Origin of the sequence: Neobacillus sp. YX16, from assembly GCF_030123505.1 — a bacterium.
Taxonomy (GTDB): Bacteria; Bacillota; Bacilli; order Bacillales; family Cytobacillaceae; genus Neobacillus.
The window spans coordinates 70235-94269 of sequence record NZ_CP126115.1 but is presented as its reverse complement, the minus strand read 5'-3'; the positions used below and the strand labels follow the sequence as shown (position 1 = coordinate 94269).

Genomic DNA, 24035 nt, shown 5'->3' with positions numbered 1-24035 from the left:
GCTTCCAAAGCTGATTAATGAATGAGGAAATCATATTGGTGATAATCTGGATTTCTTTCTAATGCCTCCTGACAATCCTCACAAATGGCTGTAATATGAATATTCCCAGTCACGTCATATGCGACCATCTCTTGCCTTTCCTGTTCCGTTAATTTATGAAGGCCGAGTGCTTCACTGTGTATCGATGACTGTTCAATGGAACCTAAATTTGTACCGCAATGCCGGCAATGGTAATGAATGGCCACTTAGGTACCCTCCCTATTCTACTATTGTTAATAGTATTTACGTAGAAAGGGTAAATTATTCATTCGTTTTCATTACAAAAAAGGAGAATTAGTTTATTTTATGAAAGGAAAGGTTGTCCCATGAACTTTTTACTGATTATATTCGTTCATCACCTGTAAAAAGGGCTTTTCTAACCATGTTCTACATGCTTCAGCACTCTTTTGTACGGACTCTTTTGTTAATCCCCATTCATCTTCGTGAAAGCGCCCCAGCACATAATCTGGAACCTTCATCCCATTCCTCGGCCGATCAATTCCAATTCTGATTCTGTTAAATTCTTGCGTTCCAAGATGTGCTACAGTGGACTTGATTCCATTATGACCGCCAGCACTTCCTTTTTGACGGAGCCTGATTTTCCCCACCGGCAGATCAAGATCATCATAGATAATGACTAAATCTTCTAGATCAATTTCATAATAGTCCATTATCGCTCTAATGGATTCTCCAGACAGATTCATATAAGTCAGTGGTTTTAGTAAAATTACTTTTTCACCATTATGAAAACCCATTCCATACAGCCCTTTAAATTTTGATTGATTTAAAGGAATATTTAATTTATCTGCAAGCTCGTCAATGACTTCAAACCCAATATTATGTCTCGTTTTTTCATACTGTTTCCCAGGGTTTCCTAAACCAACGATTAATTTCATTTTTTCCCTCTCTTTCGGCTCAGTCCACCTGTTAAATAATTTTCGGAGCATCCTATTCTCTCCCACTTAATAATACGTCTTTTTTGTGACAAATGCGACAAAAGACGTAACCATATTTAGGTTACGTCTGCAATATAATGTCTAGCTCCAGCGCCTAGAGGCTCGGTAGAAAAAGGAAAACACTTTTTCCTCGGTCATAAGCCAATCACTTCGGAAGGCAAAGACCACGCCTTCTGTCAGCGCTCGCCTTATGCCTGTCGCCTCTGGACACTAAGGAAAACTTCCTTGAATAATCCTCGCAGGAACAAGCTGTGCTTGTTCCGAAGGCGCTTCCGCTTTTCTATTCTCCCACCGGCTTTGTTTCTCTGCCTTCTTCATTATCGGGATGGCCGCCTTCTTGCTGCTCACCTGCATTAATTTCCTCTTCTTGTCGAGGAGGAAGGATACTTGCGATTACTTCATCTTCCTCATGATTGATCGTAAACGATCCCTGATATAGGATATCGGAAACCTTCATGGTTTCACCAACCTGAAGGTTAGTTACATCCACTTCAATTTGCTGTGGTATCTCATCAGGAGTGGAAGTAATCGATAGTTCATGTACAGGCTGCTGCAGGACCCCGCCATCCTTAACTCCAGCTGCTTCACCCGTTAGGACGAGTCGAACCGTTACATGAATTTTGGAGGATTTATCAACGGCAAGAAAATCAACATGAATGATTTCCTTTTTAATAAAATCCTCTTGGTAATCAGATAAAACAACATCATGCCTGCTGCCGTCAACGTCAAGAGAAATAACGCCATTCCTGCCTACTAATCGGATGGTTTTTGTTAAATCCGCCGAGCTGACAGAAACCGGTTTGCTTTCTACCTTCCTGCCATAAATGACAGCAGGAATATTTCCAGTTTCTCTAATTTTCCTTAATTCCGAACTGCGAAGTTCCTTACGTTCCTTTGCTTGTAAAACCGTACTCATATGTTAGTCACCTTCCTAGTTTTGTTCTTAACTGTCTATATAAAAATTCCCCAAAACAAGAAGGTCTAAACCATTTTTTTGTACAAAAGCAAGAATCAATCAAATAATGTACTTACAGATTGTTCTTCATGGACACGGATAATCGCTTCACCAAGTAACGGTGCTACAGAAAGTTGAATAATTTTATCAGTCTTTTTCTCTTCTGGTATAGAAATAGAATTTGTGATAACTAATTCCTTAATTTTTGAATTTTGAATTCGATCCATCGCCGGTCCAGATAAGACAGGGTGTGTACAGCATGCGTACACTTCAGAAGCACCGTTCTCGACTAAAGCGTTGGCTGCTAAAGTTATAGTTCCTGCTGTATCGATAATATCATCAATTAGGATAGCAATTTTTCCTTCAATGTTACCAACAATATTCATAACCTCAGCAACATTGGGTCTTGGACGACGTTTGTCAATAATCGCAATTGGGGCTTTTAAACGTTCTGCTAATTTTCTAGCTCTCGTTACTCCGCCATGATCAGGTGAAACAATGACAATGTCACCTTCAAAATTTCTCTTTTGGAAATAATCAGCCAAAATAGGAACACCCATTAAGTGATCAGTTGGAATTTCAAAGAAGCCTTGAATCTGCGGTGCGTGTAAGTCTAAGCAGATAATACGGGTTGCACCTGCTGTTTCAAGCAGGTTAGCCACTAACTTAGCTGTAATCGGCTCACGTGCACGTGCTTTACGGTCCTGACGGGCATAGCCATAGTATGGCATAACAATATTAATTGTTTTAGCAGAGGCCCTTTTTAGAGCATCAATCATAATTAGTACTTCCATAATATTTTCATTGACTGGAGAACTAGTCGATTGAATAACATACACATCACAACCGCGGATACTTTCTTCGATATTAATTTGGATTTCTCCATCACTAAATCTTGTTACAGAAGTTTTTCCTAATTCCACACCGATAACCTTAGCAATCTCTCTTGCTAACGGTAGATTTGAATTCAGACTGAATACCTTTAAGTTTGGATCTAAGTATTGATTCGACATAATGCCCTCCAATATTCTACCTATTTTTTCACATTAAGCTTATCGACATAATTTTCTTTGTTTACCTGCTGTGAACGTGCAATGGACAATGCATTTCCGGGTACATCCTTTGTTATCGTTGAACCCGCAGCTACATAAGCTCCTTTTCCAACGGTAACAGGAGCAACTAAATTGGAATTACAGCCAATAAATACTCCATCCTCAATCTTTGTTAAGAATTTATTTTTCCCATCATAGTTAACTGTTATTGAGCCACAGCCTATATTTACATCACTTCCAACCTCAGCATCACCGATATAGCTTAGATGCGAAGCCTTACTTCCCTTACCGAAAACTGCCTTCTTAATTTCAACAAAGTTTCCAATTTTCACTTCATCACTAATAGCTGAATCTGGTCTAATATGTGCAAAGGGCCCAATATTAACGAGAGATCCAATACTACTATTATAGGCTGCGGATTGACGGATTACCGTTTCATTTCCAACCTCACAAGTATCAATTTCTGAGTTTGGCCCGATTTGGCATTCTGCTCCAATCACGGTCCTGCCTTTTAGAATCGTACCAGGAAGGATAATGGTATCCTGCCCAATTACAACATCTGCTTCGATGTATGTATTCGCAGGATCAATAATGGTAACTCCATTTCGCATATGACTTTCGTTTATCCGGCTTCGCATAATTCTTTCTGCTTCAGCCAAAGCAACTCTGTCGTTTACCCCGAGAGTCTCTTCTAAATCATTTGTTTGGAAAGCCGTAACTACTTCTCCCTGATTCTTCAGAATTTCTACGACATCCGGCAGATAATATTCACCTTGAACATTATCATTCGAAACCTTCTTTAAAGCTTCAAACAAGGCAGCATTATCAAAGCAGTAGGTTCCTGTATTGATTTCATTTATATCTCGCTCTGCTTCTGTTGCGTCTTTATGCTCAACGATTTTCTCAACGTATCCCTTTTCATTTCGAATGATCCGACCATATCCCGTCGGGTCATCAATCCTTGCTGTAAGAATTGTTGCTTTCGCCGAGAGTTCTCTATGATGTTTAAATAATGACTCCATCGTTTCTGCCTTAATTAGAGGAGTGTCACCACAGACCACTATGGTAATTCCTTCTTTCCCCTCTAAGCTCTCTTGTGCCTGCATTACGGCATGTGCAGTCCCAAGCTGCTCTGCTTGAAGGGCATAATGGCTTTCTTCCCCTAATTGTCCTTTTACCTTTTCAGCTCCATGGCCAATTACGGTAACCATTTCTTGAATGTTTAGCTTCTTCACTTGGTCCACTACATGTTGAACCATCGGCTTACCGCATACAGGATGTAATACTTTATAAAGCTTTGACTTCATCCGAGTACCTTGCCCTGCGGCCAAAATCACAGCATAACGATTATGCATGAACAGTCCTCCAATTTACCTTTTTATCCATGGTTCTTTTCTCAATTGTTGTTGCTTTTCGAAGTAAGATACAATTGATTGAGCATTATTTTCATATGAAAAGCTTTCACTTAATGAGAAAGAGCCTGTATACTTCGTTCTAAATCTCAAAATAGCTTATTCCACGTTAAAATCAGCTTTAAGATTCTAACAAACATCTTTTATAAAACAGCCTTATCCATTAAAAATATTAACGTAATTAGTCAGTCTTTTCAAGGAATGTAAGAAAAGTGTCCGAATTTGTTATTTTGAAAAAATTAGTGAAGGAATGATAGAGGAGATAGGGAGGAATAAAAAAAGAGCACTACTTATGTAGTAGGCTCTAGTTGAATAGTTCTTTCTAGGAAGCTCCAGCTTCTTCAAATTCTACTTCTAATTCACCTAAACGATGATACTCAGCCAACACAGCCTCTTGAATTTTACCGCGTGTCCCTGAGTTGATTGGATGCGCAATATCACGAAATTCTCCGTCTGGAGTACGTTTACTTGGCATTGCGACAAATAAACCATTGTTTCCGTCAATAACGCGGATGTCATGAACAACGAATTCATTGTCTAATGTAATTGATGCAATCGCTCTCATACGACCATCCGTGTTAACACGGCGTAATCTTACGTCTGTTACTTCCATGTGCTCACACCCTTTTCTTATGTTAAAAAGCTAGTGTTATTAATTCAACAGGGAATCTAGTAAATCCTTCTTTTATATTAATTTTTTTAAAAATATTTTAGGCAAAATAGTGAACATTTTTAAAAGTCAGATATATTAATATTATTCATAGTGTGAAAATGACAAAAAAAAACGCTCGTGATTATTTCACGAGCGCAATTACTTCAATTTCAACCAAAGCATCTTTTGGTAACCGTGCTACCTCAACACATGAACGCGCCGGTTTATTCGTTGAAAAATATTCACCATATACTTCGTTTATCAAAGCAAAGTCATCCATACTTTTAATAAAGACCGTCGCCTTAACAACGGTATCAAAAGACGCCCCTGCTGCTGAAAGCACAGCCGCCAAATTTTTAAAAACCTGGTGAGTTTGTTCCTTTATGCCGCCTTCAATCATTACGCCCTCAGCTGTTAACGGGATTTGCCCTGAGCTATAAAAAAGATTGTTAACAATCATTCCTTGAGAATAGGGTCCAATCGCTGCAGGTGCTTGGGTGGTTTGAACAACTTTCATATTATTCCTCCGTTCTGCGTTTAAAGTAGTTTCCTTCTGTAACCTGAATCCTTTTTTCTTTTACATCAACATCCGTCAGTTTAACAAGTGATTTGTACTCCTCGACGAGACGTTCTTCAATTTTCTCAGCTTCAACCAAAACAGCAATTCCAGCTACTTGAGCATTAAATTCCTCTAGCAAACTGATCATTCCCATTACGGTTCCGCCAGCTTTCATAAAGTCATCGACAACTAACACCTTCGACCCTTGTGCCAAGCTCCTTTTTGAGAGCACCATTGTTTGGATTCTCTTTGCTGATCCAGAAACATAGTTGATACTAACAGTTGGGCCCTCGGTGACCTTATTATCTCTTCTTACAATGACAACAGGTGTATTTAACTGACTCGCGACAGCATAAGCAAGAGGAATTCCCTTTGTTGCTACAGTCATGACCACATCAATCTTCGTATTCACATAGGCTGATGCAATAATCCGGCCGGCTTTTTGAACAATGGCTGGATCACCTAAAATATCAGTTAAATATAAATATCCCCCAGGTAAAAGGCGGTCTGGGTGTGCAATTAACGAACATAATTCATTTACAAATGGCCTTGCCTCATCATCACTGACATTTACAAAAAATTTAACTCCACCCGCTGCCCCAGGTACCGTTTGTAAGGTCCCAATACCTCTTTGTTCGAAGGTCTCTTTCACGATTGCTAGGTCTTCACTGATAGAAGATTTCGCAGAAGAGTAACGTTCAGCAAAGAAAGTAAGCGGTACAAGCTGGCGTGGATGGTCAAGTAAATAGCTTGTCATATCAATTAATCGTTCACTGCGGCGAAACTTCATAACAATCCCCCAAAAGACGAATATTCTATATATAGAATATCACTATTGTCCGTTTTTAATCAAGAGTGTGTCGTTCTCCAAGCATTCTTACAGCAAAGACCTGATCACAAAAACCTCTTAGACCATTATATATCCGATGCATTCTCGAATCGTGCTGAACAATTCCAAAAACGGTTGGACCGCTTCCGCTCATCAAAACAGCATCCGCACCGAAACGCTTCATTTGCTCCTTGATTTGTGCTACCTCCGGATGAAGCTTTAATGTTACATCCTCTAAGACATTTCCGACCTGATCACAAACGCTTTGATAATCATTGTTTTCAATTGCCTTGACCATTTCGTTAATATTTGGATGCTCCATTCCGTTTAAATCTAGTCGCCGATAAACTTCGGCGGTTGAAACACCAATAAAAGGTTTCGCTAGAATTACCCAGCATGTTGGAGGTGCAGGAAGGTCTGTAATCATTTCCCCTCTGCCTCTGGCTAAAGCAGTCCCCCCATACACACAAAATGACACATCCGAGCCTATTTCAGATCCAAGATTGGCTAACTCGTCCAATGTTAAACCAAGCTTCCAAAGTTTATTAAGCCCCCTTAGAGTTGCAGCAGCATCACTGCTTCCTCCAGCCAGCCCAGCCGCAACAGGGATTGTTTTTTCAATTGTTATTTGCACACCTTTTTTTACTTGATATCGGTCCTTCAGCAATTGAGCCGCTTGAAAGGCTAGATTCCTTTGATCGTCAGGAACATAGCGGTTATGGGAAAGAATATGTATTTTGTCCTGCTCTAACAATGTCAACTCAACTCGGTCCGCCAAATCAATCGTCGTCATGATCATTTCAACCTCATGAAAACCATCAGGACGCTTATACAAAACATCCAAGGCTAAATTAATTTTGGCTGGTGCTTTTACTAAAAGCTTCACTACGCCCACCTACACTTCTATATCGATCATATATTTTTTCCTATTTTACCACAAAACTTCAAATAGGAAAAAAGTCAAGCGATAATATTTAAAGGCCAGGGGCTTTCTTCCCCCTGACCTTACCGTGGCGTCTGATTTGTTTAAACATTGAGAAGCAAGTGCGGCTTAGTAAAGCGTAACATTCTGAACTGCTTCTATTACGTATTCCTATTGTTTTTCATTAGCTGCTCTGAAGCGAGTTCGACTGCTCTTTTCACCATATTTCCTGCATCCTTTGCTCGTATGCCGCCCCAACCCTCTTTTTGGACGACATCGTAAAATCCAAGTTCTTTCGCAAGTTCCTCTTTAAACTGTGTAGACATAACACCTCTTCTTCTTGCCATCTAAACAACCCCTTTTATCCACTCACGGCATTATTAGTATGTTATTTAGAAAGTATTTCATTAATTTATTTGAAATGACTGTGTTATCAAGGTCTGTTGATTTGTGCTCCAGGCGGTTCGGGAAGCCTCCTCGGCGCTAAAGCGCCTGCGGGGTCTCCCCTGTCCCGTCCTCCTGCAGGAGTCTCGCGCCTTCCGCACAAATCAACAGAGTCGTAATATCAACATTTTGCATTAACACAGCCTTTGTAAATAGCAAAAGGCAGAAAATCGGATGATTTTCTGCCCTAAAAAATTGCCCTATATTCTAACTTAAAGCTATGTTTCCTGCTGCGTCTTCATAGAAGGTTATTTGAACTGTTTCGGTTAGTACGTCTGCGTAGCTGTATGAAACTCGTTCAAATGCATTTTCTTCTTGATCTAACTCGATTACAAAAACCGAAGGGTACGTTTCGGCTAATACGCCTGATCGTTCGATTGTCTTTCTACGTCCTCCGTTTGCCTTCAGCAACAATCTTTTCCCTAAATTTGAATCTAGAGCCTTTTTAATATCGGCTAAGGTTTTTGGCATTCGGTCCACCTCACTGTGTAAAGTATATCACACTGACATAGTCCTTGTCAAATAAAAACATAAAATTATATCAGTCCGACAAAAAGATTGTCAATATCTTTTCTTCTACTTTTTCTCCCAAATTTCAACAATCATTATCTTTACCTTAAAAAGGGGGGATTATGTGCAATAAAAAAATAATTCCTAGAAAAGTTTGTACTAGCTGACTTTCGAGAACTGTCTAGCTCCAGGCGCCATCGAATTGGGGTCATTAGCAGAATCCTTTCGCTTTCTATTAGGACTTATGATTCTTCTTCCTGGACAGGATTGTAAGGCATTCCTGTTCGTAAGACACCTTTTGTTTCAATGCCCCCCAGGCCCTTTTCTCCGGTTAGTGTGTTTCGTAAAACATCCCAAACGTTGATACTTTCCATAAACGGCGTGAATCCAATTTTTGCAACAATATAAACGGGATCTAATGCATGTATATTAATTCGTGATGGGGAGCTGGCAAAATTTGCACCTGCATGTATCAAAGATTCAAAGTGAGATTGGCAGGCACCTGCAAAGATAACGAGTTGATCTAAATGAGGAATCTTTCTTCGTGCCTCCTTGACGGTTTGGACAAAGTGCTTTGAGTGGCGGTATGCATTAATATCAGATATTTTCCCCTTTGCCTTAGAATAGGCATCATGACCGGTAATGACTAAAATATCAGGACGGTATTGATCAATTAAGCCGCCAATTTTCTTTGGCATCTCCTTTTCGTTACAATGTACCCCATAGACAGGAATACCAATTTTCTCATATAAAGTCATACACTTTTGTAAGTAATCTTGGTCTCCATCTAAGTGAAGAACCTTTCCTGGAATTTGAAAATAATTGGCTGGCTGTACATAGCCGCCTGTCGCTTCATAATCCTGCCTTTGCTTTATTAAATCAACGTCCTGTGCAAATAGGCGAAAGGACTGCTCTTCAAGGGTTTTGTATTCCTGTATTATTTTCGACCTTGCATTTTTGTTAATCTTCACTAAATCCTCGTAAGGGGCATCTGCCACTAAGCGAATATCTTCACCGTATAGGACCGCAAATCTCTGGCCATTTAGTATTTGAATATCAATAACCCGGAATAGAATATCACAGTTATAGGACCGTCTGCCGACAATATCCATCATCTTTATATTCACTGCTGTCACTCCAATTAGACCAGCTTATAGGCCTTCCAAATAAAGTTTCTCTTTGATAGGCTATGCAACTACACAAATTAATGTGAATGACGAGTTCAATTGCATTGATTTAAAATGAAGGCTGTGTTAAAGGACACTTATGATTTATGAACCTGTTGATTGGAGCGGGAAGGAGCTTGACTCCTCGAAAATGCTATCGCATTTTCTTCGTGCGTGGGCAGATTCGAGGATGTAAATCAAAGTCCTGCGGGATGAACGAGCACCGTGAGACCCCGCAGGTCGGAATGAGCGAGGAGGCACACGGGCGAGCCCGCGGAAAGTATAGCGCCTGGAGTGCAAATCAACAGCCTTATTAACACAGCCAACAAAAAAATAGACCTAAAAAGGTCTATTGAAAATAGGTGTATAATTCGTCGCTCAATTTCCCAAATTCCTCAACGGAAAGAGTTTCCCCTCTTCTCGTTGGGTCAATTCCAGCTGCATTTAATGCACGTATGATTTCATCTTTCTTTTCTTTCCCATCCTGAAGTTGACTAGTTAAATTATTTAGAAGTGTTTTTCTCCTTTGTGCAAAACTTGCTCGTGTTACTTGGAAAAAGAATTTCTCATCTTTTACGATTACCGCGGGCTTTTCTCTTCTTGTTAAGCGGATTACAGCTGAATCTACATTTGGCTGAGGGACGAAAACTGTTTTAGGAACAATCATAACCGTCTCCGCCTTTGTGTAGTACTGTACAGCGATGGAAAGCGATCCGTATTCCTTTGTCCCTGGCTTCGCTGAAATGCGGTCTGCGACCTCTTTTTGAAGCATACACACGATACCTCGTATTGGAATCTGTTCCTCTAGCAGCTTCATAATAATTGGAGTCGTCACGTAGTATGGGAGATTGGCAACAACCATAAGATCATCGAAATTCGAAAATTCTGTATCTATGACCTCCTGAACATCTGCTTCAAGTATATCTTTATGGATAACTTTTACATTTTCATACGGCGAAAGAGTGTCAGATAATATCGGCAGTAATCTTTGGTCGATTTCAAAAGCAACCACTTTTTTACTCCTGCGGGCAAGCTGTTCTGTCAGTGCACCAATACCAGGACCAATTTCAATCGCCCCTGAATTATCACCCATTTCTGCAAAGTCAACAATTCTATGTAAGATATTTGTATCAATTAAAAAGTTTTGGCCCAGACTTTTCTTAAAAGAAAATCCATATTTTTCAAGGATGGCTCGTGTTCGAATTGGTGTAGCTATGTCTTTATTCATTTTTTTCCTCCTGTATCACAACTGCGAGTGCCTCTGCAAATTCCCGCCTGCTGATTTGAAACATCATCAATCTTTTATAAAGCTGCTTTCCATTGGTATAACCAATTTTCAAAAGTTTTCCCAACATGACCCTTCGCTCTTTTGATCCTGCTCCCCCAATGAGTCCCGCTGTCATTAAGTCCTCTTGTGTGATTTCCTCTTTAATCGTATCTGACATGATTTGTGCGTCTCTTAATGCGTTTCTTATTGCTTCTAAAGAGGCATGTTCAACACCCAGACCTTTTCCATTTTTAGCGATTGCGACTTCTTTCGGTAAAAAAGCGTGTTTTGCGCCAGGTACTTTTTCAGCAATCGTTTTCCTGATTTTTTCACCTGGGTAGTCGGGGTCTGTAAAGATGATTACCCCTCGTGTTTCTTGTGCTCTTTTGATTTTTTCGATGGTTTCTTCATTAATTGCAGAGCCATTTGTTTCAATTGTATCTGCATCAACAGCTCGTTTAATTGTGGTGGTATCGTCTTTTCCCTCCACCACAATGAATTCCTTAATCTTCATTATTTCCTCCGTACGTGAATGATATAAAAATAAGCTGTGTTAAAGCTAAATGTTGATTTTAGTACCCTGTTGATTTGTGCGGAAGGCGCGAGACTCCTCGAAAATGCTATCGCATTTTCTTCGTGCGTGGGCGGATTCGAGGATGTAAATCAGTGTCCTGCAGGAGGACGGGACAGGGGAGACCCCGCTTATCTCTTAGCGCCGAGGAGTAGGAAAAGCGGAAGCACCTTGTACAGCCCCGACAAGCGCTGGAGGGCCTGACGATGAAGTCGTTCTTTGACTTCAACGTTGGGACCGAAGCGACTCGAGGGGCTAGGCGCTGCAGCTAGACAGGCTTCCTGAACCGCCTGCGGAAAGCGAAGCGCCTCGTGACAGGCAGATACGGCCTGTCACTGCGGTGATTATTCAAAGAAGCAGTCCTTAGTGGAGCACAAATCAACAGCCTAGATTAACACAGCAAAAAAATAAAAAATTTGAAAAATAATTGAAACATTTTTGTAATGTCCATCGTCTATATTAACAAATGCCTTCATATTATGAAGTAAATACCTTAATGTATTCGTTGTAAGTATAATGAATATTAGAGAAAAAGCAAAATGCAGAGGCTATTTAAACCTCTGCACAGTTAAGCTTATTGTAATATTTTAATCTTGACCTTTCTAACTCCCCAGCGGAATGCCTCCGCTTTCGATGGAAAGAAAACATCAATTTTATGTCCCTTTATTGCTCCACCAGTATCAGACGCTACAGCATAGCCATAACCTTCTACATAAACCTTTGTTCCCAGCGGAATCACACGAGGATCTACAGCAATTATCTTTGCATTTGGATTTGCACGTAAATCAAATCCTGTTGCTGTTACCCCTGAACAGCCATTACAATAGGCTGTATAGGCAGTAGTATTAACATAAAACTCAGTTCCAGTTTCTGCTCCACGGGAAACTTGAATATCTAATTCCTTCGTTCCAACAGCCACAACTTTATCGAGTTTCTCTATAAGACTCTGCTCACTAATTAATTTTCTTGAAACTTCTTTACCGTTTTCCAAGATAACTTCATATTCTCTTGAAATAAGCCCCTGTCTGCCATCTTTGACAGTTACTTGCTTTCCATTTTCCAAGCTCTCATCTTTCTTGGTGATCACGGCAAAGTGAACTGGTTCTTCCACTACATCGGTGACTTTTTCTACGCGTATGACGTTAACAACGCCATCCTTTTTCACTGTCTCAGATAATGACGGTTCAACTCGGTCAAATTCATTAAGTTTAATTCCCTGTTGTGTTAAAAAGTCAGCGACCGTAGCCGAAGTGGACCATACTTGCTGTTCTTTTCCGCCGTCAACTAGTGTAAGATGAAGAGCTGATTGAATGCGAATATCCATCTTGCTTTTGATTGTTTCCTGCGGCTTGGGTGAAATTTCATCATGTTCGTTCAATACAATTTGTTGCTCTTTTAGTAGCTCAGCGACCGTACCTGCTGTTGTCCATATCGTTTTTTTCTCGTTGTCTTGGACAATTTTAACCTGCTTTGCTTGTTTCCAGACAATTACTTGATTGTCTTTCACCTTAGCATCAGCTGAAGGTGACAAGTAGTCTTTTGAGTTGAGTGGTATTTCAAGTTGAGCGAATACATCCTTAACTGTATTGGCATGCGTTTTTACTACTTTTTGCTGTCCGTTAAGAGTCAATGCAACTGTATACTTAGATCCTTCATAGTACGAAAAACCAAGAAGTGCTGCTAAAACTACAAAACTAGCAAAAGTGATCGCCAACCTTTTTCTACTCAAAGACTTGGAAAACAGGTTTTTCATGTTTTTGAATACGATGAAAAACGCCTCCTTCTCTCGGAGAGATTATTGAGAAACATGCTGCCGGCTGTCAACCCTTGCATTTGTTGTGAACGTATTTCCTATTATGCATATAGTTGGGAAATTTGCAAAGGGAAACTTATCGACACGGTTATCCTATGAGGAAAAGGAGACGTGTAGAACTTTAAGTTATATTAAAAAATTTGGACAAGCTTCTATTAAAGTCGACAAGCTTGTCTATCAGTTTATGTCGAATAATTTTTTTGCATTAGCAGTCGTGACGATGGCAACTTCTTCAAATGATATGCCTTTAATTTCTGCGATTTGCTCTGCTACTAGCTTAACATATCCTGGTTCATTGCGTTTTCCACGATAAGGATGCGGCGCTAAATAGGGGCAGTCTGTTTCAATCAGCAGTTTTTCTAACGGAACGACAGCTGCCACTTCTTTGGGCTTTTTGGCATTTTTGAACGTAACCGGACCCCCTAATGAGATAAGAAAATTCATTTTTAGACATTCTAAGGCAACCTCAGGGCTTCCGCTGAAGCAATGCATGATTCCTCCAACTTCACCAGCATCCTCTTCTTTTAAAATTTCTACAATATCAGCTGTTGCTTCCCGATTATGAATCACAATCGGAAGTTTTACCTTCTTAGCCAATCGGATTTGCTTTCGAAATACTTCCTTTTGGATGTCTTTTGGAGACTTGTCCCAATGATAATCCAAGCCCATTTCTCCTATTGCCACTACCTTTGGATGGGCAGCTAAATCTTCGATCCAAAGCAAATCTTCATCTGTCATATCAATTGCATCTACAGGATGCCAGCCAACGCACGCATAGATAAACTCGTACTCTTCTGCCAGATCCATAGCCCTCTTAATTGTTGGTCGGTCGAACCCAACCACTGTCATATAGGAAACCCCTGCTTCTTTTGCCCTCTCGATAACTTCCTGTAAATCCTCATCAAATTGTTCCGCGTTTAAATGGACATGTGTATCAAATAACATGACTGTTTCTCCTTTATTTATATTCTTATGGCTGTGTCGAATGATAGTGAGAAAAAAATAGAAATGTCTCGAAAATTGTTTCACGTGAAACATTAAGGGACATTTCTATCGTTAAATTATTTTACCTTTGAACCATTTGGAAGGGACTGATCGACTGTTGCCAATGAGAGTGATCCATCCTTTGAACCTGCTAGGATCATTCCTTGTGACATTTCTCCACGCAGCTTTACTGGTTTCAGGTTCGTAATGCAAATGACTTTTCTACCCACTAAATCTTCTGGCTTATAATATTGTGCAATTCCTGAGACTACTTGCCTTTTTTCATACCCTAAATCCAACTGAAGCTTTAGAAGCTTATCTGCCTTTTTGATTGGGTCAGCCTGAATAACTTCTGCCACTCTCAAATCAATTTTCATAAAGTCGTCTATAGCAATTTCATCCATTTCATCAGGCTTTTCTTCTTGTTTTACTTCTTGCTTCTCCTCAACAATTGGAGCAGAACCTCCCATTTTAGCACGGATAAATTCAACTTCTTCTGCAATTTCAAGGCGTGGGAACAAAGGGTTTCCTTTTGAAACCTTAGTTCCATTCGGAATCACACCAAAGGTATCTAAGCTCTCCCAAGATTTAAGTTCTTCTTCATTAACACCAAGTTGCTGAAAAATACCATTCGGTGTCACGGTTAAGAATGGCTGAAGAAGAATTGCTGTTCTTCTTAAGGATTCAGCTAAATGGACCATTACACTTGCCAGTTCATCTTTACGTTCTTCTGACTTTGCCAATGTCCATGGCTGTGTTTCATCTATATATTTATTACTTCTGCTTACTAATTGCCAAATGGATGTTAACGCAACTGAAAACTCCATTTTCTCCATGGCTTCCTCATATTTAGCAACTGTTTCACGATTGACCTGAAGCAGTGCATTATCAAATTCACCAGTTGAATCCGAATAGGCGGGAATGACTCCATCAAAATATTTCTCAATCATCGCCACTGTACGATTTAACAGGTTACCAAGATCATTCGCTAAATCAAAGTTAATTCTTTCAACAAATCCCTCTGGCGTAAAGACACCATCTGCCCCAAATGGCACTTCTCTTAATAAGTAATAGCGAAGAGCGTCGAGACCATAGCGGTCAATTAATGTAACAGGGTCCACTACATTTCCTTTTGATTTAGACATTTTACCGTCCTTCATTAATAACCAGCCATGTGCAAACACCTTTTTAGGAAGTGGAAGATCAAGTGCCATCAACATGATTGGCCAATAAATCGTATGAAAACGAACAATTTCTTTTCCAACAAGATGAACATCAGCAGGCCAATAATTCAAGTATTTGCTATCATTATCCGTACCATAGCCGAGAGCGGTAATGTAGTTCGATAAAGCATCTATCCACACATAAATAACATGTTTTGGATCCCCCGGCACCTTCACACCCCAATCAAAGGTTGTTCTAGAAACAGCTAAATCCTCTAAACCAGGCTTAATAAAATTATTAATCATTTCATTTTTACGTGATTCCGGCTGGATAAACTCTGGATTTTCCTCATAGTATTGCAATAATCGATCAACATACTTACTCATTTTGAAAAAGTAAGATTCTTCTTTTACAATTTCTACTCCCCTGCCGCAATCAGGACAATTTCCTTCCACTAACTGGCGGTCAGTATAAAAGGATTCACACGGTGTACAATACCACCCTTCATACTTATCCAGGTAAATATCTCCCTGTTCAAGCAGTCTAGCGAAAATCTTTTCGACAATTTGTTTATGTCTCTCATCCGTTGTCCGAATAAAGTCATTATAGGAGATATCGAGCTTTTTCCATAAATCCTTAATCCCATCCACAATTTCATCAACATACTGCTGCGGGGAAATCCCCTTTTCCTCAGCTTTACGCTGGATTTTTTGACCATGCTCATCGGTTCCCGTTAAATACATAACATCAAAGCCGCGCATCCTTTTATAGCGTGCCATTGCGTCCCCTGCTACTGTTGTATAGGCATGGCCAATATGTAAATTTCCACTTGGATAATAAATCGGAGTAGTAAGATAAAACGTTTTTAATTTTCCTTGCATTTGGGATCCTCCTAATATAGGTACATAGACTTTTCTACTAAATCATTATAGCCCTTTTTGGCCCTCTTATATCATCAAAATATACCCAAAAATCAATAAATGTGCAATAAACCCAACCATAACCAAAAGATTTATTTTATTTTTATCCTCTGCTCCCCCCATAAAATGTTTATTACTGTCGAAAATTATACTAATGAAATAGTTTTTATTGTAGTTTTTTGTCGAATATTACAATTTCATTAAAAAAGATTATATTAATCCAACAATAGTATTAAAAATCTATTTCATTTGAATGGTCATTCATTATCTATTGATATATCAACATTCTTGTAAACTCATAATATTTACCATTACTTTTTACTTTAAAGTAATTGACGGAAATGGGAATGGCTGGTATTATTAATTTATAAAAATAATGTCGAATAATGACGAATAGATAGAGAAATAAATTAATAGGTTTATTATGAGAGGAGCTAGTAAATATGAAATCTACAGGTATTGTACGTAAAGTTGATGAATTAGGCCGTGTGGTTATTCCAATCGAATTAAGAAGAACACTTGGTATCGCTGAAAAAGATGCACTTGAAATTTATGTTGATGAAGAGCGTATTATCTTAAAGAAATACAAGCCAAATATGACTTGCCAAGTAACTGGTGAAGTTTCCGATGATAACTTAGCACTTGCTGGCGGAAAACTAATCCTTAGCCGCGAAGGCGCTGAGCAGCTAGTAAATGAAATCAAAAGCCAATTTGAATTAGTAAAATAATATACAGTAAGCTTCTCCTCAAGAAGGAGAAGCTTTTTTTTAATCTAGTCGACGTGGTAGGCCTGATACACCTCACGTTTGCTTATCCCCCGGTCTATTGCGGTTTGTTTGATAGCTTCTTTTGAGGGAATCTGTTTCACACTTATGTAGTGATTTACATGCTCCTCTATCGACAAGGTTTCCCACCAGTTCATTTCTTCTTGCTTTAATTTACTCTCATCCGCACCTTCAACAATCAAACAAAATTCGCCACGAATTTCATCCTGATTAGCCCACTCTATTATTTCCTCTAAGGTTCCTCTAATAAATTCCTCAAACTTTTTAGTTAACTCCCGGCAAATAGCTATTTTGCGATTACCAAGGACATCATACATACTCGTTAGAGTTTCTTTGAGTCGATGCGGTGACTCATAGAAAACAAGAGTTCCTGTTTGTTTTTTTAAGCTCTCTAACTCCGTTTTCTTCTCTTTTTTGCTTCGGTTTAAGAAACCATAAAAATAGAAGGGCTGACATGTTAGCCCCGAAGCAATTAAAGCTGGAAGAGCTGCATTTGCACCAGGTAGTGGGACTACTGTCACTTTCTCATTGATTGCAGCAAGAACCAATTCATATCCTGGATCTGATATAGCAGGCATGCCCGCGTCACTGACTAAAGCAATCTTCATGCCTTCCTTAATCTTGTGAATGAGCTTCTCTCCACTCGATTCTTTATTATGTTCATGATAGCTGACAACAGGGGTTTGAATTTCAAAGTAATTACACAACCTTTTTGTGTTTCTTGTATCCTCAGCTGCAATCAGGTCCGCTTCTTTCAATATCCTTACAGCACGAAAACTCATATCTTCAAGATTACCGATTGGCGTCGGAACAAGATACAGTATTCCTTTATGTGCCTCGTTCTCAAAACTCTTTTGCTGCCACACTATGACCACCCGTTTCTTTTATTCTCCATATAAAATCTTTCTGATTTCCGCAGTATACTCCCCTTCTTCATTATAAACAAATAAGGGAGGAAGTATTTTTAAATCAGGACTGCCATCTTTTATTGCTTCAATTAGCAGGGTATTTGCTTCTTTCCCTTGCTTTGGATAGACAAACTGAATACGTTTTGGTTCAAGGCGATACTGTCGCATGACCGAAATGATATCCATTAACCTTCCTGGACGATGAACAAACGCCACCTTGCCGCCCTGCCTCACTAATTGACTTGAAGCCTTAACAGCATCCTCTAGTGTACAAAGTATCTCATGACGAGCAATGGCTAAGTGCTCATTCGGATTCATTTCTTCCTTTGAGGGAGTAGGAAAATAAGGAGGATTACAGGTTACAACATCAAATTTCCCATGCCCCAGCTTGTTTGGCATTTCTTTTATATCACCATGAATCATCTGAAGGCGGTCCCCGAGACAGTTATATTCAATACTTCTTACAGCCATATCATATAAGCGCTCTTGTATCTCCACACCAGTAATCTTCCCTTTTGTACGAGCACTTAAAAACAATGGTATAACTCCATTCCCACTGCATAAATCAATTATATTTCCCTTTTGAATAGGAATATAGACAAATCGAGCTAATAAGACTGCATCAAGCGAGAAGGCAAAAACGGATGGACTTTGAATAATCCTTAAATTTTCTGCAAGCAAATAATCAAGCCGCTCATCATTTTTTAAATTAACCAATGCTATCCACCTCAAAATTATATGAAAAAAATAAGGCTGACCTGGGTCAACCTCTTCTAAGTTATTTCTTATTAAGAAAGGAGAGACAAAATAAGCAATCGCCTTCCTTACGCAAGCTCCCAAAATGTAGATTACAAATGTGAAATCCTTCTTGGTATAGACGAGCAAGGTTATCATAGCCTTCACCGATGTCCAAAGTTCGATCACCAGCAGACGCAGGGGGATTTGTCCCTTTTTTAACTTTCTCATCTTTCTTGTCTTTTTCCGTGGTTAAATCTAAACGGCGTCTTAGATGTTCATTTTCAAGCTTTAAGTAATGATTCTCTTCTAGTATTTCGGCTAAATGCTGCTTTAATTCTCCGAGCTGTTGGTAAAGATGGCCAATTTGTGTTTCCATATTACTTACTGATTCAAATATCTCTTTTTTATCCACGTCTCACACCTCTTAATCTGTGGATTGTATAGAAAAGGCACCTTCTTTAAGAATCTCATCCAATGTATACTCCAGAACTCGGTCCTGTTCCTTTAGTTCCACCTGAAGTACCCGCTCTAATATATTTAATCCTACCACTTTTCCTCGGCCTTGAGGAGTTTCAATCATTTCCCCTAAATCAGGCAGCTGTGCTTTTGCTGCTTCATATTCATCATTTTCATATTTCAAGCAGCACATAAGCCTGCCGCATAAACCGGATATTTTAGTAGGATTCAATGAGAGGTTTTGATCCTTTGCCATCTTAATGGAAACAGGATCAAAATCGCCTAAAAATGTGGAACAGCAAAGCATTCTTCCACATGGACCAATTCCACCAAGCATTTTCGCTTCGTCCCTGACACCGATTTGGCGCAATTCAATTCTTGTCCGAAAAATAGCTGCTAAATCTTTTACTAACTCACGAAAATCAACTCTGCCGTCAGCTGTAAAATAGAAAATCACTTTATTTCGGTCAAATGTATATTCAACATCGACTAGTTTCATATCTAGTTGATGCCCATTTACTTTTTCATTACAAACATCATATGCTTCCTGGGCAGCTTGTTTATTTTCTTCTACAATCATCCGATCCTTATGATCTGCAATCCTCACTACCTTTTTTAAAGGCAGAACGACATCATGCTCCTCAACCTGTTTACGTGGAACAACAGCCTTACCGTATTCAACCCCGCGAACAGTTTCGACGATCACGAATTCATCCTTTTGAATTGAGAGATCTCCTGGATCAAAATAATAGATTTTCCCCGCCTTTTTAAAGCGCACTCCTACAACATCATACAAATGAAGATCCCTCCTGCAAATTTAACACAAGCTCTTCCATCATTAGCTGTGGGTTCATATTGGCCTGCAGCTTCCTTTTTGCCTCGAGAATAGCCGACATTTGATCCGATAACCGCCGTCCGGATGTTTCAAGAGCATACTGCCTTAACACTTCACTTTCAGCTTTAAAGACGATTTGCTCCTGTTTATCTAATTGTATATATAATAAATCCTTAAAAATAAGAAGTAAAAGATCTAACCCACGATTAATCTGTTCTTTCTCTTTAAAGTGTGAGAACCAATCTCCTTGAAGTGTTACCATTGCTTCTAAAGGATTTTTTTTCAACACCTCATATAATTTTAACACTATTTTTTGAGCTTGTGCAAACCAATCATCGACATTTAATTCATATGCTTCATCAAGACTATTCGTCAACTGTGCTAATAATGGCGCCTTCATTGGATTTACGCCGTTTTCAGTCAATTGATTAATCATTGATTGTGGAGATAATGGTTTAAATGATAAAATTTGGCACCTTGAAAGAATCGTTGGCAACAGTTGCTGAAGCTGCTCAGTTAGCAAAAAAGCTGTCGTTTGTGAGTTTGGTTCTTCCAGGAACTTTAGCAAACTATTTGCTGCACTCACACTCATTTTGTCAGCATCGCTTATCATATAAACTTTTCTAGACGATTCTACCCCTTTTTTGGAGAACTCCTCCTGGAGGGCTTGGATTTGCTGTTTTTTTATCGATAATCCATCAGGCTCAACCTTATGGACATCGGGATGATTACCGCTGTTAATTCGCCGGCAATTATGACAAGTCTCACAAGGTTTATAGCCTTCTATTAAGGAATCGCAAAATAAAGCTTTCGTGATTAATAAAGCGATTTCTTTTTTCCCAGTCCCTCTGATTCCCTCAAGTAAATAGGCATGGGCCACACGATTCTTCAACAAACTGTTCTTTAACATTTTTAGCACGGCAGGCTGCAGCTCTTCTAATTGATCCCATGTTTTTACCAAGTTTATCACTCTCTTACAAGTAGTATCGTTTTAAAAATGCATATATTGCTCAATTGGCAGAACGAAAACAGTAGCACCGCCAACCTCAACTTCTACAGGATACGGTACAAAGGAGTCTGCATTTCCACCCATTGGAGAAACAGGTGCCACTAATTGATCGCGTGATTTGCAGTTATCTTTAATGATTTGCAGTGCACGGTCTACTCGTATATCCTCTGTTCCAATCATAAAGGTGGTATTGCCAGATTTCAAAAAGCCACCTGTCGTTGCCAGTTTAGTCGCTCTAAAATTATTATCAACCAGTGCCTTTGATAACCGGTTGCTATCCTGATCCTGAACAACAGCGATGATAAGTTTCATCTCAAACCAACCCCTTCATCCATATTTCATATATCTTTCCTATATTATAACAGGTATTTGTCCTTCTCACATTGATATTCGACAGTGAGTTATTTTGAAAGTTGTCTGAAATTACATTCTCACAAAACTGGGTAATTTCCACATAACTCTAAAAGACAACGATTACATAAAAAAGGTATAATAATATAATTAGAAATTATTATAGAAAAGAAAGGCGAACAATCAATGCTTAATCGACTAAAAAAATGGAATACTTTACGGAATCAAATTTTATTGATTTTCTTATTAGTTATGATCATTGTTCTATTGATTGTCAGTCTTCTTACGTTGAGACAGGTTTCCTCTTTATTAAAAAATAATGCTGAAAAACAAATCCAACAAGTGGCCATCGAAGCAAATGGCCGTATCGAATCACTTTATGAGCAAATTAACATGTCCTCAAAGCTTGTGATAACGGATGAAGAGGTCCAACGGATCTTAACGGATGTCCATCATAGAAAAGAAGTATCGTTTAGTGACCGTCAACGTTTAATGGGACATATCAACAGAATTATGGGGAATACAGATGGAATCTTTTCCTTTCAGCTCTTTGCTGGTAAACAGCAGCGTGTTCTACCCCTAGATGAAGATTCTTTATTGAACCAAATTGATAAAAAGTGGATTAATAAAGCAAATACAGCAAAAGGAAGTATGGTTTGGATTGGTGAGGATCCAGCTGATAAAAACTACTTTCTCGCCATTCGCAGTGTCAATTTAATAGAAAGACAATTTAGGAATGGCGGTTATCTTTTAATTAGTATTAACCGTAATCATATTAAATTTGCAAACGAAACAAATGAAAACGATCAATACACCATACTTCTAGATCAAGACCAAAAGCCAATTATCAACAATTATCATGGAGATATAAAGAGTATTATTGAAAGCGATGAAAACATTGTTCAATTAAATCAGCGAGAGTATATGGTGACAAAGCAATCATCCAAGCTCACAGGTTGGACCGTGCTTATTTTAACCCCTGTAAGTGAACTAACACAGGGAATGTTAGGGATTCGGACAGGGTTTATTTTATCTGGAATATTTGGTGTATTCATTTTTACAATCTGCTCCTATTTCCTTTCAACAGTCATTACAAGGCCAATAGTAAGATTAACAAAAACCATGCAGCGTGCGGGAGAAGGTTCATTAACATTGAATCCTAGTGTTTCTTCTGTAAATGAAATTAATGAATTAAACAGTACCTATAATCAGCTAGTTAAAGAAACCAATCATTTAATCCAGATGGTTTATCAAAAGGAGATTTTACGAAGCCGCAGCGAATTGAAAGCTCTTCAAGCACAAATTAACCCGCATTTTCTCTTCAATACACTGGATGCACTTCATTGGTCACTTGAAGAAAAGGATGAAGAAGAATTGTCTGAACTAGTCTTAGCCATGTCCAATTTATTCCGTTATACCATTACAAAAGAATCCGATGATGATTGGGTGTTTTTGAAAGACGAAATCAAGCATATAGGTGACTATATGGAAATTATGAAAATGCGCTTTGGTGACAGATTACAATGGCAGGTAATGGTACCCTTAGAATACGAGCATGTAAGAATACCAAAACTGATTATCCAGCCCTTGGTAGAAAATGCAATTTTGCATGGCGCAGGAAACAAGCTCGGAAATTGCCTCGTTTCAATAACGGTTGTACCGATAAAACGGGAAGACACAGAATGGATTTGCATCTCTGTTCAAGATGATGGTCTTGGTATGGATAAAGAGCGGCTTGAGTGGATTACTCAATCAATGAAAACGGGTGGTACCTCTTCAGTGAAAGGAAAAGGAATGGCCATTTCCAACGTTTACAAACGCTTAAAATTATATTACAAAGGAATCACACATTCAGACCTTTTGATTGAGAGTAAATTAAACATGGGCACAAGGATTTCATTCGAGCTGCCAATTGATGGAGGAGAGTAAATGCTTACTAAAAATATCGTAATCGTTGACGATGAACCTAGAACAAGGCAAGGCTTGCAGAGAACGTTAGAAAGTTGGAATAATGGTGACTTTACCATCCTCACTGCGGATAGCGGCGAAGAAGTCCTGGGGATTATGGAAGAAAAGAAGATTCATATTTTGCTTTCTGATATCCGCATGCCTGAGATGACTGGATTACAACTGTTAAAAAACATGAAAGAAAAAGGGTCCTCTCCTGTGGTCATAGTTATTTCCGCTTACTCCGAGTTTGAGTATGCTCAGGAAGCTTTAAGGCTCGGTGTAGTAAATTATCTTTTAAAGCCTATCGGTAAAAAGAAGCTGATTGAAGCTGTTGAAGAAGCAGTTAAGGTTATGGAAAAGCAAGTAAGAGCCGGGATGATTGAAAAAGTAGTGGATGAAAAAATAGTCGAAACCAACAACAAAATGGATTCATCGAAAGATCCTATTCGCAAAGCCATAGCCTATATCGATCAACATCTAAAGGATGAATTGACCTTAAAGGACGTAGCTGCTCATGTTCATTTGAATCCGAGTTATTTTAGCGTGTTGTTTAAGGACCAGGCCAATCTAAATTTTAGTGAGTATGTAACAAGAAGAAGAATTCAGCGCGCAAAAGAATTGGTTATTTTAACCAATCTGCCAATCAATGAAATTGCTGAAGAGGTCGGCTATAAAACTTCTAAATACTTTATTAAAATTTTCAAGGAACTTGAAGGGATAACTCCAAGTACCTATCGAAAAGTAAACGATGAGAGCGTTTTCTAAAAATGGTGGTACTTTTCCTAATC

General features: G+C 39.0%; 26 protein-coding genes. 3 read left to right on the top strand and 23 right to left on the bottom strand.

Annotation, left to right across the window (positions count from 1 at the left end; genetic code table 11):
• Positions 1-14 precede the first annotated feature (14 nt).
• The 17 genes from fin to metG all read right to left on the bottom strand — a co-directional run bounded on the left by fin (position 15) and on the right by metG (position 16176).
• On the bottom strand, positions 15-245 hold the full coding sequence (gene fin, locus QNH48_RS00435) for an anti-sigma-F factor Fin (protein WP_095250675.1): 231 nt from the start codon (positions 243-245) through the stop codon (positions 15-17).
• A 129-nt stretch (positions 246-374) separates the two neighbouring features.
• On the bottom strand, positions 375-935 hold the full coding sequence (gene pth, locus QNH48_RS00430; protein ID WP_283955639.1) for an aminoacyl-tRNA hydrolase: 561 nt from the start codon (positions 933-935) through the stop codon (positions 375-377).
• 340 nt (positions 936-1275) lie between these two features.
• Positions 1276-1911, bottom strand: coding sequence for a 50S ribosomal protein L25/general stress protein Ctc (locus tag QNH48_RS00425; RefSeq protein ID WP_283953360.1), 636 nt, complete (start codon positions 1909-1911; stop codon positions 1276-1278).
• Positions 1912-2006: 95 nt separating this feature from the next.
• Positions 2007-2963: a ribose-phosphate diphosphokinase gene (locus tag QNH48_RS00420; protein ID WP_283953359.1), complete on the bottom strand. Its 957-nt coding sequence runs from the start codon at positions 2961-2963 to the stop codon at positions 2007-2009.
• A gap of 20 nt (positions 2964-2983) precedes the next feature.
• Positions 2984-4357, bottom strand: coding sequence for a bifunctional UDP-N-acetylglucosamine diphosphorylase/glucosamine-1-phosphate N-acetyltransferase GlmU (glmU, locus tag QNH48_RS00415; RefSeq protein WP_283953358.1), 1374 nt, complete (start codon positions 4355-4357; stop codon positions 2984-2986).
• 379 nt (positions 4358-4736) lie between these two features.
• Complete coding sequence (spoVG, locus tag QNH48_RS00410) at positions 4737-5027, bottom strand: septation regulator SpoVG (RefSeq protein WP_003347151.1); 291 nt, start codon at positions 5025-5027, stop codon at positions 4737-4739.
• 181 nt (positions 5028-5208) lie between these two features.
• Positions 5209-5583: a RidA family protein gene (locus QNH48_RS00405; protein WP_095250679.1), complete on the bottom strand. Its 375-nt coding sequence runs from the start codon at positions 5581-5583 to the stop codon at positions 5209-5211.
• Between the two features lies 1 nt (position 5584).
• Positions 5585-6415, bottom strand: a complete 831-nt coding sequence (purR, locus tag QNH48_RS00400) for a pur operon repressor (RefSeq protein ID WP_283953357.1) — start codon at positions 6413-6415, stop codon at positions 5585-5587.
• Positions 6416-6470: 55 nt separating this feature from the next.
• Entirely contained in the window at positions 6471-7340 is an 870-nt protein-coding gene (gene ispE / locus QNH48_RS00395) for a 4-(cytidine 5'-diphospho)-2-C-methyl-D-erythritol kinase (RefSeq protein ID WP_283953356.1), read from the bottom strand.
• Positions 7341-7537: 197 nt separating this feature from the next.
• Positions 7538-7723, bottom strand: a complete 186-nt coding sequence (locus QNH48_RS00390) for a small, acid-soluble spore protein, alpha/beta type (RefSeq protein WP_095250682.1) — start codon at positions 7721-7723, stop codon at positions 7538-7540.
• A 304-nt stretch (positions 7724-8027) separates the two neighbouring features.
• Entirely contained in the window at positions 8028-8291 is a 264-nt protein-coding gene (gene veg, locus QNH48_RS00385; RefSeq protein ID WP_045515579.1) for a biofilm formation stimulator Veg, read from the bottom strand.
• A 281-nt stretch (positions 8292-8572) separates the two neighbouring features.
• Positions 8573-9457, bottom strand: a complete 885-nt coding sequence (gene yabG, locus QNH48_RS00380) for a sporulation peptidase YabG (protein ID WP_133372044.1) — start codon at positions 9455-9457, stop codon at positions 8573-8575.
• Between the two features lie 388 nt (positions 9458-9845).
• Positions 9846-10724 carry a 16S rRNA (adenine(1518)-N(6)/adenine(1519)-N(6))-dimethyltransferase RsmA gene (gene rsmA / locus QNH48_RS00375; RefSeq protein WP_283953355.1) on the bottom strand — a complete coding sequence of 293 codons (879 nt, stop codon included), beginning with the start codon at positions 10722-10724 and terminating at the stop codon, positions 9846-9848.
• Positions 10717-11277 (bottom strand): ribonuclease M5, encoded by a 561-nt coding sequence (rnmV, locus tag QNH48_RS00370; protein ID WP_283953354.1) that lies wholly within the window; start codon positions 11275-11277, stop codon positions 10717-10719. Before rnmV ends, rsmA begins: the two co-directional genes overlap by 8 nt.
• A gap of 631 nt (positions 11278-11908) precedes the next feature.
• Entirely contained in the window at positions 11909-13087 is a 1179-nt protein-coding gene (locus QNH48_RS00365; RefSeq protein ID WP_283953353.1) for a G5 and 3D domain-containing protein, read from the bottom strand.
• Between the two features lie 237 nt (positions 13088-13324).
• On the bottom strand, positions 13325-14092 hold the full coding sequence (locus QNH48_RS00360; RefSeq protein ID WP_283953352.1) for a TatD family hydrolase: 768 nt from the start codon (positions 14090-14092) through the stop codon (positions 13325-13327).
• 116 nt (positions 14093-14208) lie between these two features.
• On the bottom strand, positions 14209-16176 hold the full coding sequence (metG, locus tag QNH48_RS00355) for a methionine--tRNA ligase (RefSeq protein WP_283953351.1): 1968 nt from the start codon (positions 16174-16176) through the stop codon (positions 14209-14211).
• A 482-nt stretch (positions 16177-16658) separates the two neighbouring features.
• Here metG and QNH48_RS00350 point away from each other — a divergent pair, with 482 nt between their 5' ends.
• Positions 16659-16943, top strand: coding sequence for a transition state genes transcriptional regulator AbrB (locus QNH48_RS00350; RefSeq protein ID WP_095250692.1), 285 nt, complete (start codon positions 16659-16661; stop codon positions 16941-16943).
• A gap of 44 nt (positions 16944-16987) precedes the next feature.
• On the opposite strand, the gene rsmI is transcribed toward QNH48_RS00350, so the two are convergent.
• The 6 genes from rsmI to QNH48_RS00320 form a co-directional block, all read right to left on the bottom strand.
• Positions 16988-17866: a 16S rRNA (cytidine(1402)-2'-O)-methyltransferase gene (gene rsmI / locus QNH48_RS00345; protein ID WP_095250693.1), complete on the bottom strand. Its 879-nt coding sequence runs from the start codon at positions 17864-17866 to the stop codon at positions 16988-16990.
• Between the two features lie 18 nt (positions 17867-17884).
• A complete protein-coding gene (locus tag QNH48_RS00340; protein ID WP_133372037.1) occupies positions 17885-18625 on the bottom strand; it encodes a tRNA1(Val) (adenine(37)-N6)-methyltransferase in 741 nt (246 codons plus the stop codon).
• A gap of 61 nt (positions 18626-18686) precedes the next feature.
• A complete protein-coding gene (gene yabA, locus QNH48_RS00335) occupies positions 18687-19058 on the bottom strand; it encodes a DNA replication initiation control protein YabA (RefSeq protein WP_095250695.1) in 372 nt (123 codons plus the stop codon).
• Between the two features lie 12 nt (positions 19059-19070).
• A complete protein-coding gene (locus tag QNH48_RS00330) occupies positions 19071-19898 on the bottom strand; it encodes a PSP1 domain-containing protein (RefSeq protein WP_283953350.1) in 828 nt (275 codons plus the stop codon).
• Entirely contained in the window at positions 19891-20898 is a 1008-nt protein-coding gene (gene holB / locus QNH48_RS00325) for a DNA polymerase III subunit delta' (protein WP_283953349.1), read from the bottom strand. Before holB ends, QNH48_RS00330 begins: the two co-directional genes overlap by 8 nt.
• A 30-nt stretch (positions 20899-20928) precedes the next feature.
• Complete coding sequence (locus QNH48_RS00320; protein ID WP_045515592.1) at positions 20929-21258, bottom strand: cyclic di-AMP receptor DarA; 330 nt, start codon at positions 21256-21258, stop codon at positions 20929-20931.
• A 225-nt stretch (positions 21259-21483) separates the two neighbouring features.
• On the opposite strand from QNH48_RS00320, the gene QNH48_RS00315 reads away from it, so the two are divergent.
• Both QNH48_RS00315 and QNH48_RS00310 read left to right on the top strand, forming a co-directional pair.
• Positions 21484-23226, top strand: a complete 1743-nt coding sequence (locus QNH48_RS00315; RefSeq protein ID WP_283953348.1) for a sensor histidine kinase — start codon at positions 21484-21486, stop codon at positions 23224-23226.
• Positions 23227-24012: a response regulator transcription factor gene (locus tag QNH48_RS00310; protein WP_283953347.1), complete on the top strand. Its 786-nt coding sequence runs from the start codon at positions 23227-23229 to the stop codon at positions 24010-24012.
• The last annotated feature ends 23 nt before the right edge of the window (positions 24013-24035 follow it).

What these genes read in the sequence shown, in the direction of transcription:
- QNH48_RS00425 (WP_283953360.1), bottom strand. Translation starts at nt 1,911, where the DNA reads ATGAGTACGGTTTTACAAGCAAAGGAACGTAAGGAACTTCGCAGTTCG.
- veg (WP_045515579.1), bottom strand. Translation starts at nt 8,291, where the DNA reads ATGCCAAAAACCTTAGCCGATATTAAAAAGGCTCTAGATTCAAATTTA.
- QNH48_RS00405 (WP_095250679.1), bottom strand. Translation starts at nt 5,583, where the DNA reads ATGAAAGTTGTTCAAACCACCCAAGCACCTGCAGCGATTGGACCCTAT.
- QNH48_RS00365 (WP_283953353.1), bottom strand. Translation starts at nt 13,087, where the DNA reads ATGAAAAACCTGTTTTCCAAGTCTTTGAGTAGAAAAAGGTTGGCGATC.
- QNH48_RS00315 (WP_283953348.1), top strand. Translation starts at nt 21,484, where the DNA reads ATGCTTAATCGACTAAAAAAATGGAATACTTTACGGAATCAAATTTTA.
- QNH48_RS00390 (WP_095250682.1), bottom strand. Translation starts at nt 7,723, where the DNA reads ATGGCAAGAAGAAGAGGTGTTATGTCTACACAGTTTAAAGAGGAACTT.
- QNH48_RS00320 (WP_045515592.1), bottom strand. Translation starts at nt 21,258, where the DNA reads ATGAAACTTATCATCGCTGTTGTTCAGGATCAGGATAGCAACCGGTTA.
- spoVG (WP_003347151.1), bottom strand. Translation starts at nt 5,027, where the DNA reads ATGGAAGTAACAGACGTAAGATTACGCCGTGTTAACACGGATGGTCGT.
- purR (WP_283953357.1), bottom strand. Translation starts at nt 6,415, where the DNA reads ATGAAGTTTCGCCGCAGTGAACGATTAATTGATATGACAAGCTATTTA.
- rnmV (WP_283953354.1), bottom strand. Translation starts at nt 11,277, where the DNA reads ATGAAGATTAAGGAATTCATTGTGGTGGAGGGAAAAGACGATACCACC.
- metG (WP_283953351.1), bottom strand. Translation starts at nt 16,176, where the DNA reads ATGCAAGGAAAATTAAAAACGTTTTATCTTACTACTCCGATTTATTAT.
- QNH48_RS00310 (WP_283953347.1), top strand. Translation starts at nt 23,227, where the DNA reads ATGCTTACTAAAAATATCGTAATCGTTGACGATGAACCTAGAACAAGG.
- glmU (WP_283953358.1), bottom strand. Translation starts at nt 4,357, where the DNA reads ATGCATAATCGTTATGCTGTGATTTTGGCCGCAGGGCAAGGTACTCGG.
- QNH48_RS00350 (WP_095250692.1), top strand. Translation starts at nt 16,659, where the DNA reads ATGAAATCTACAGGTATTGTACGTAAAGTTGATGAATTAGGCCGTGTG.
- pth (WP_283955639.1), bottom strand. Translation starts at nt 935, where the DNA reads ATGAAATTAATCGTTGGTTTAGGAAACCCTGGGAAACAGTATGAAAAA.
- QNH48_RS00360 (WP_283953352.1), bottom strand. Translation starts at nt 14,092, where the DNA reads ATGTTATTTGATACACATGTCCATTTAAACGCGGAACAATTTGATGAG.
- rsmA (WP_283953355.1), bottom strand. Translation starts at nt 10,724, where the DNA reads ATGAATAAAGACATAGCTACACCAATTCGAACACGAGCCATCCTTGAA.
- QNH48_RS00420 (WP_283953359.1), bottom strand. Translation starts at nt 2,963, where the DNA reads ATGTCGAATCAATACTTAGATCCAAACTTAAAGGTATTCAGTCTGAAT.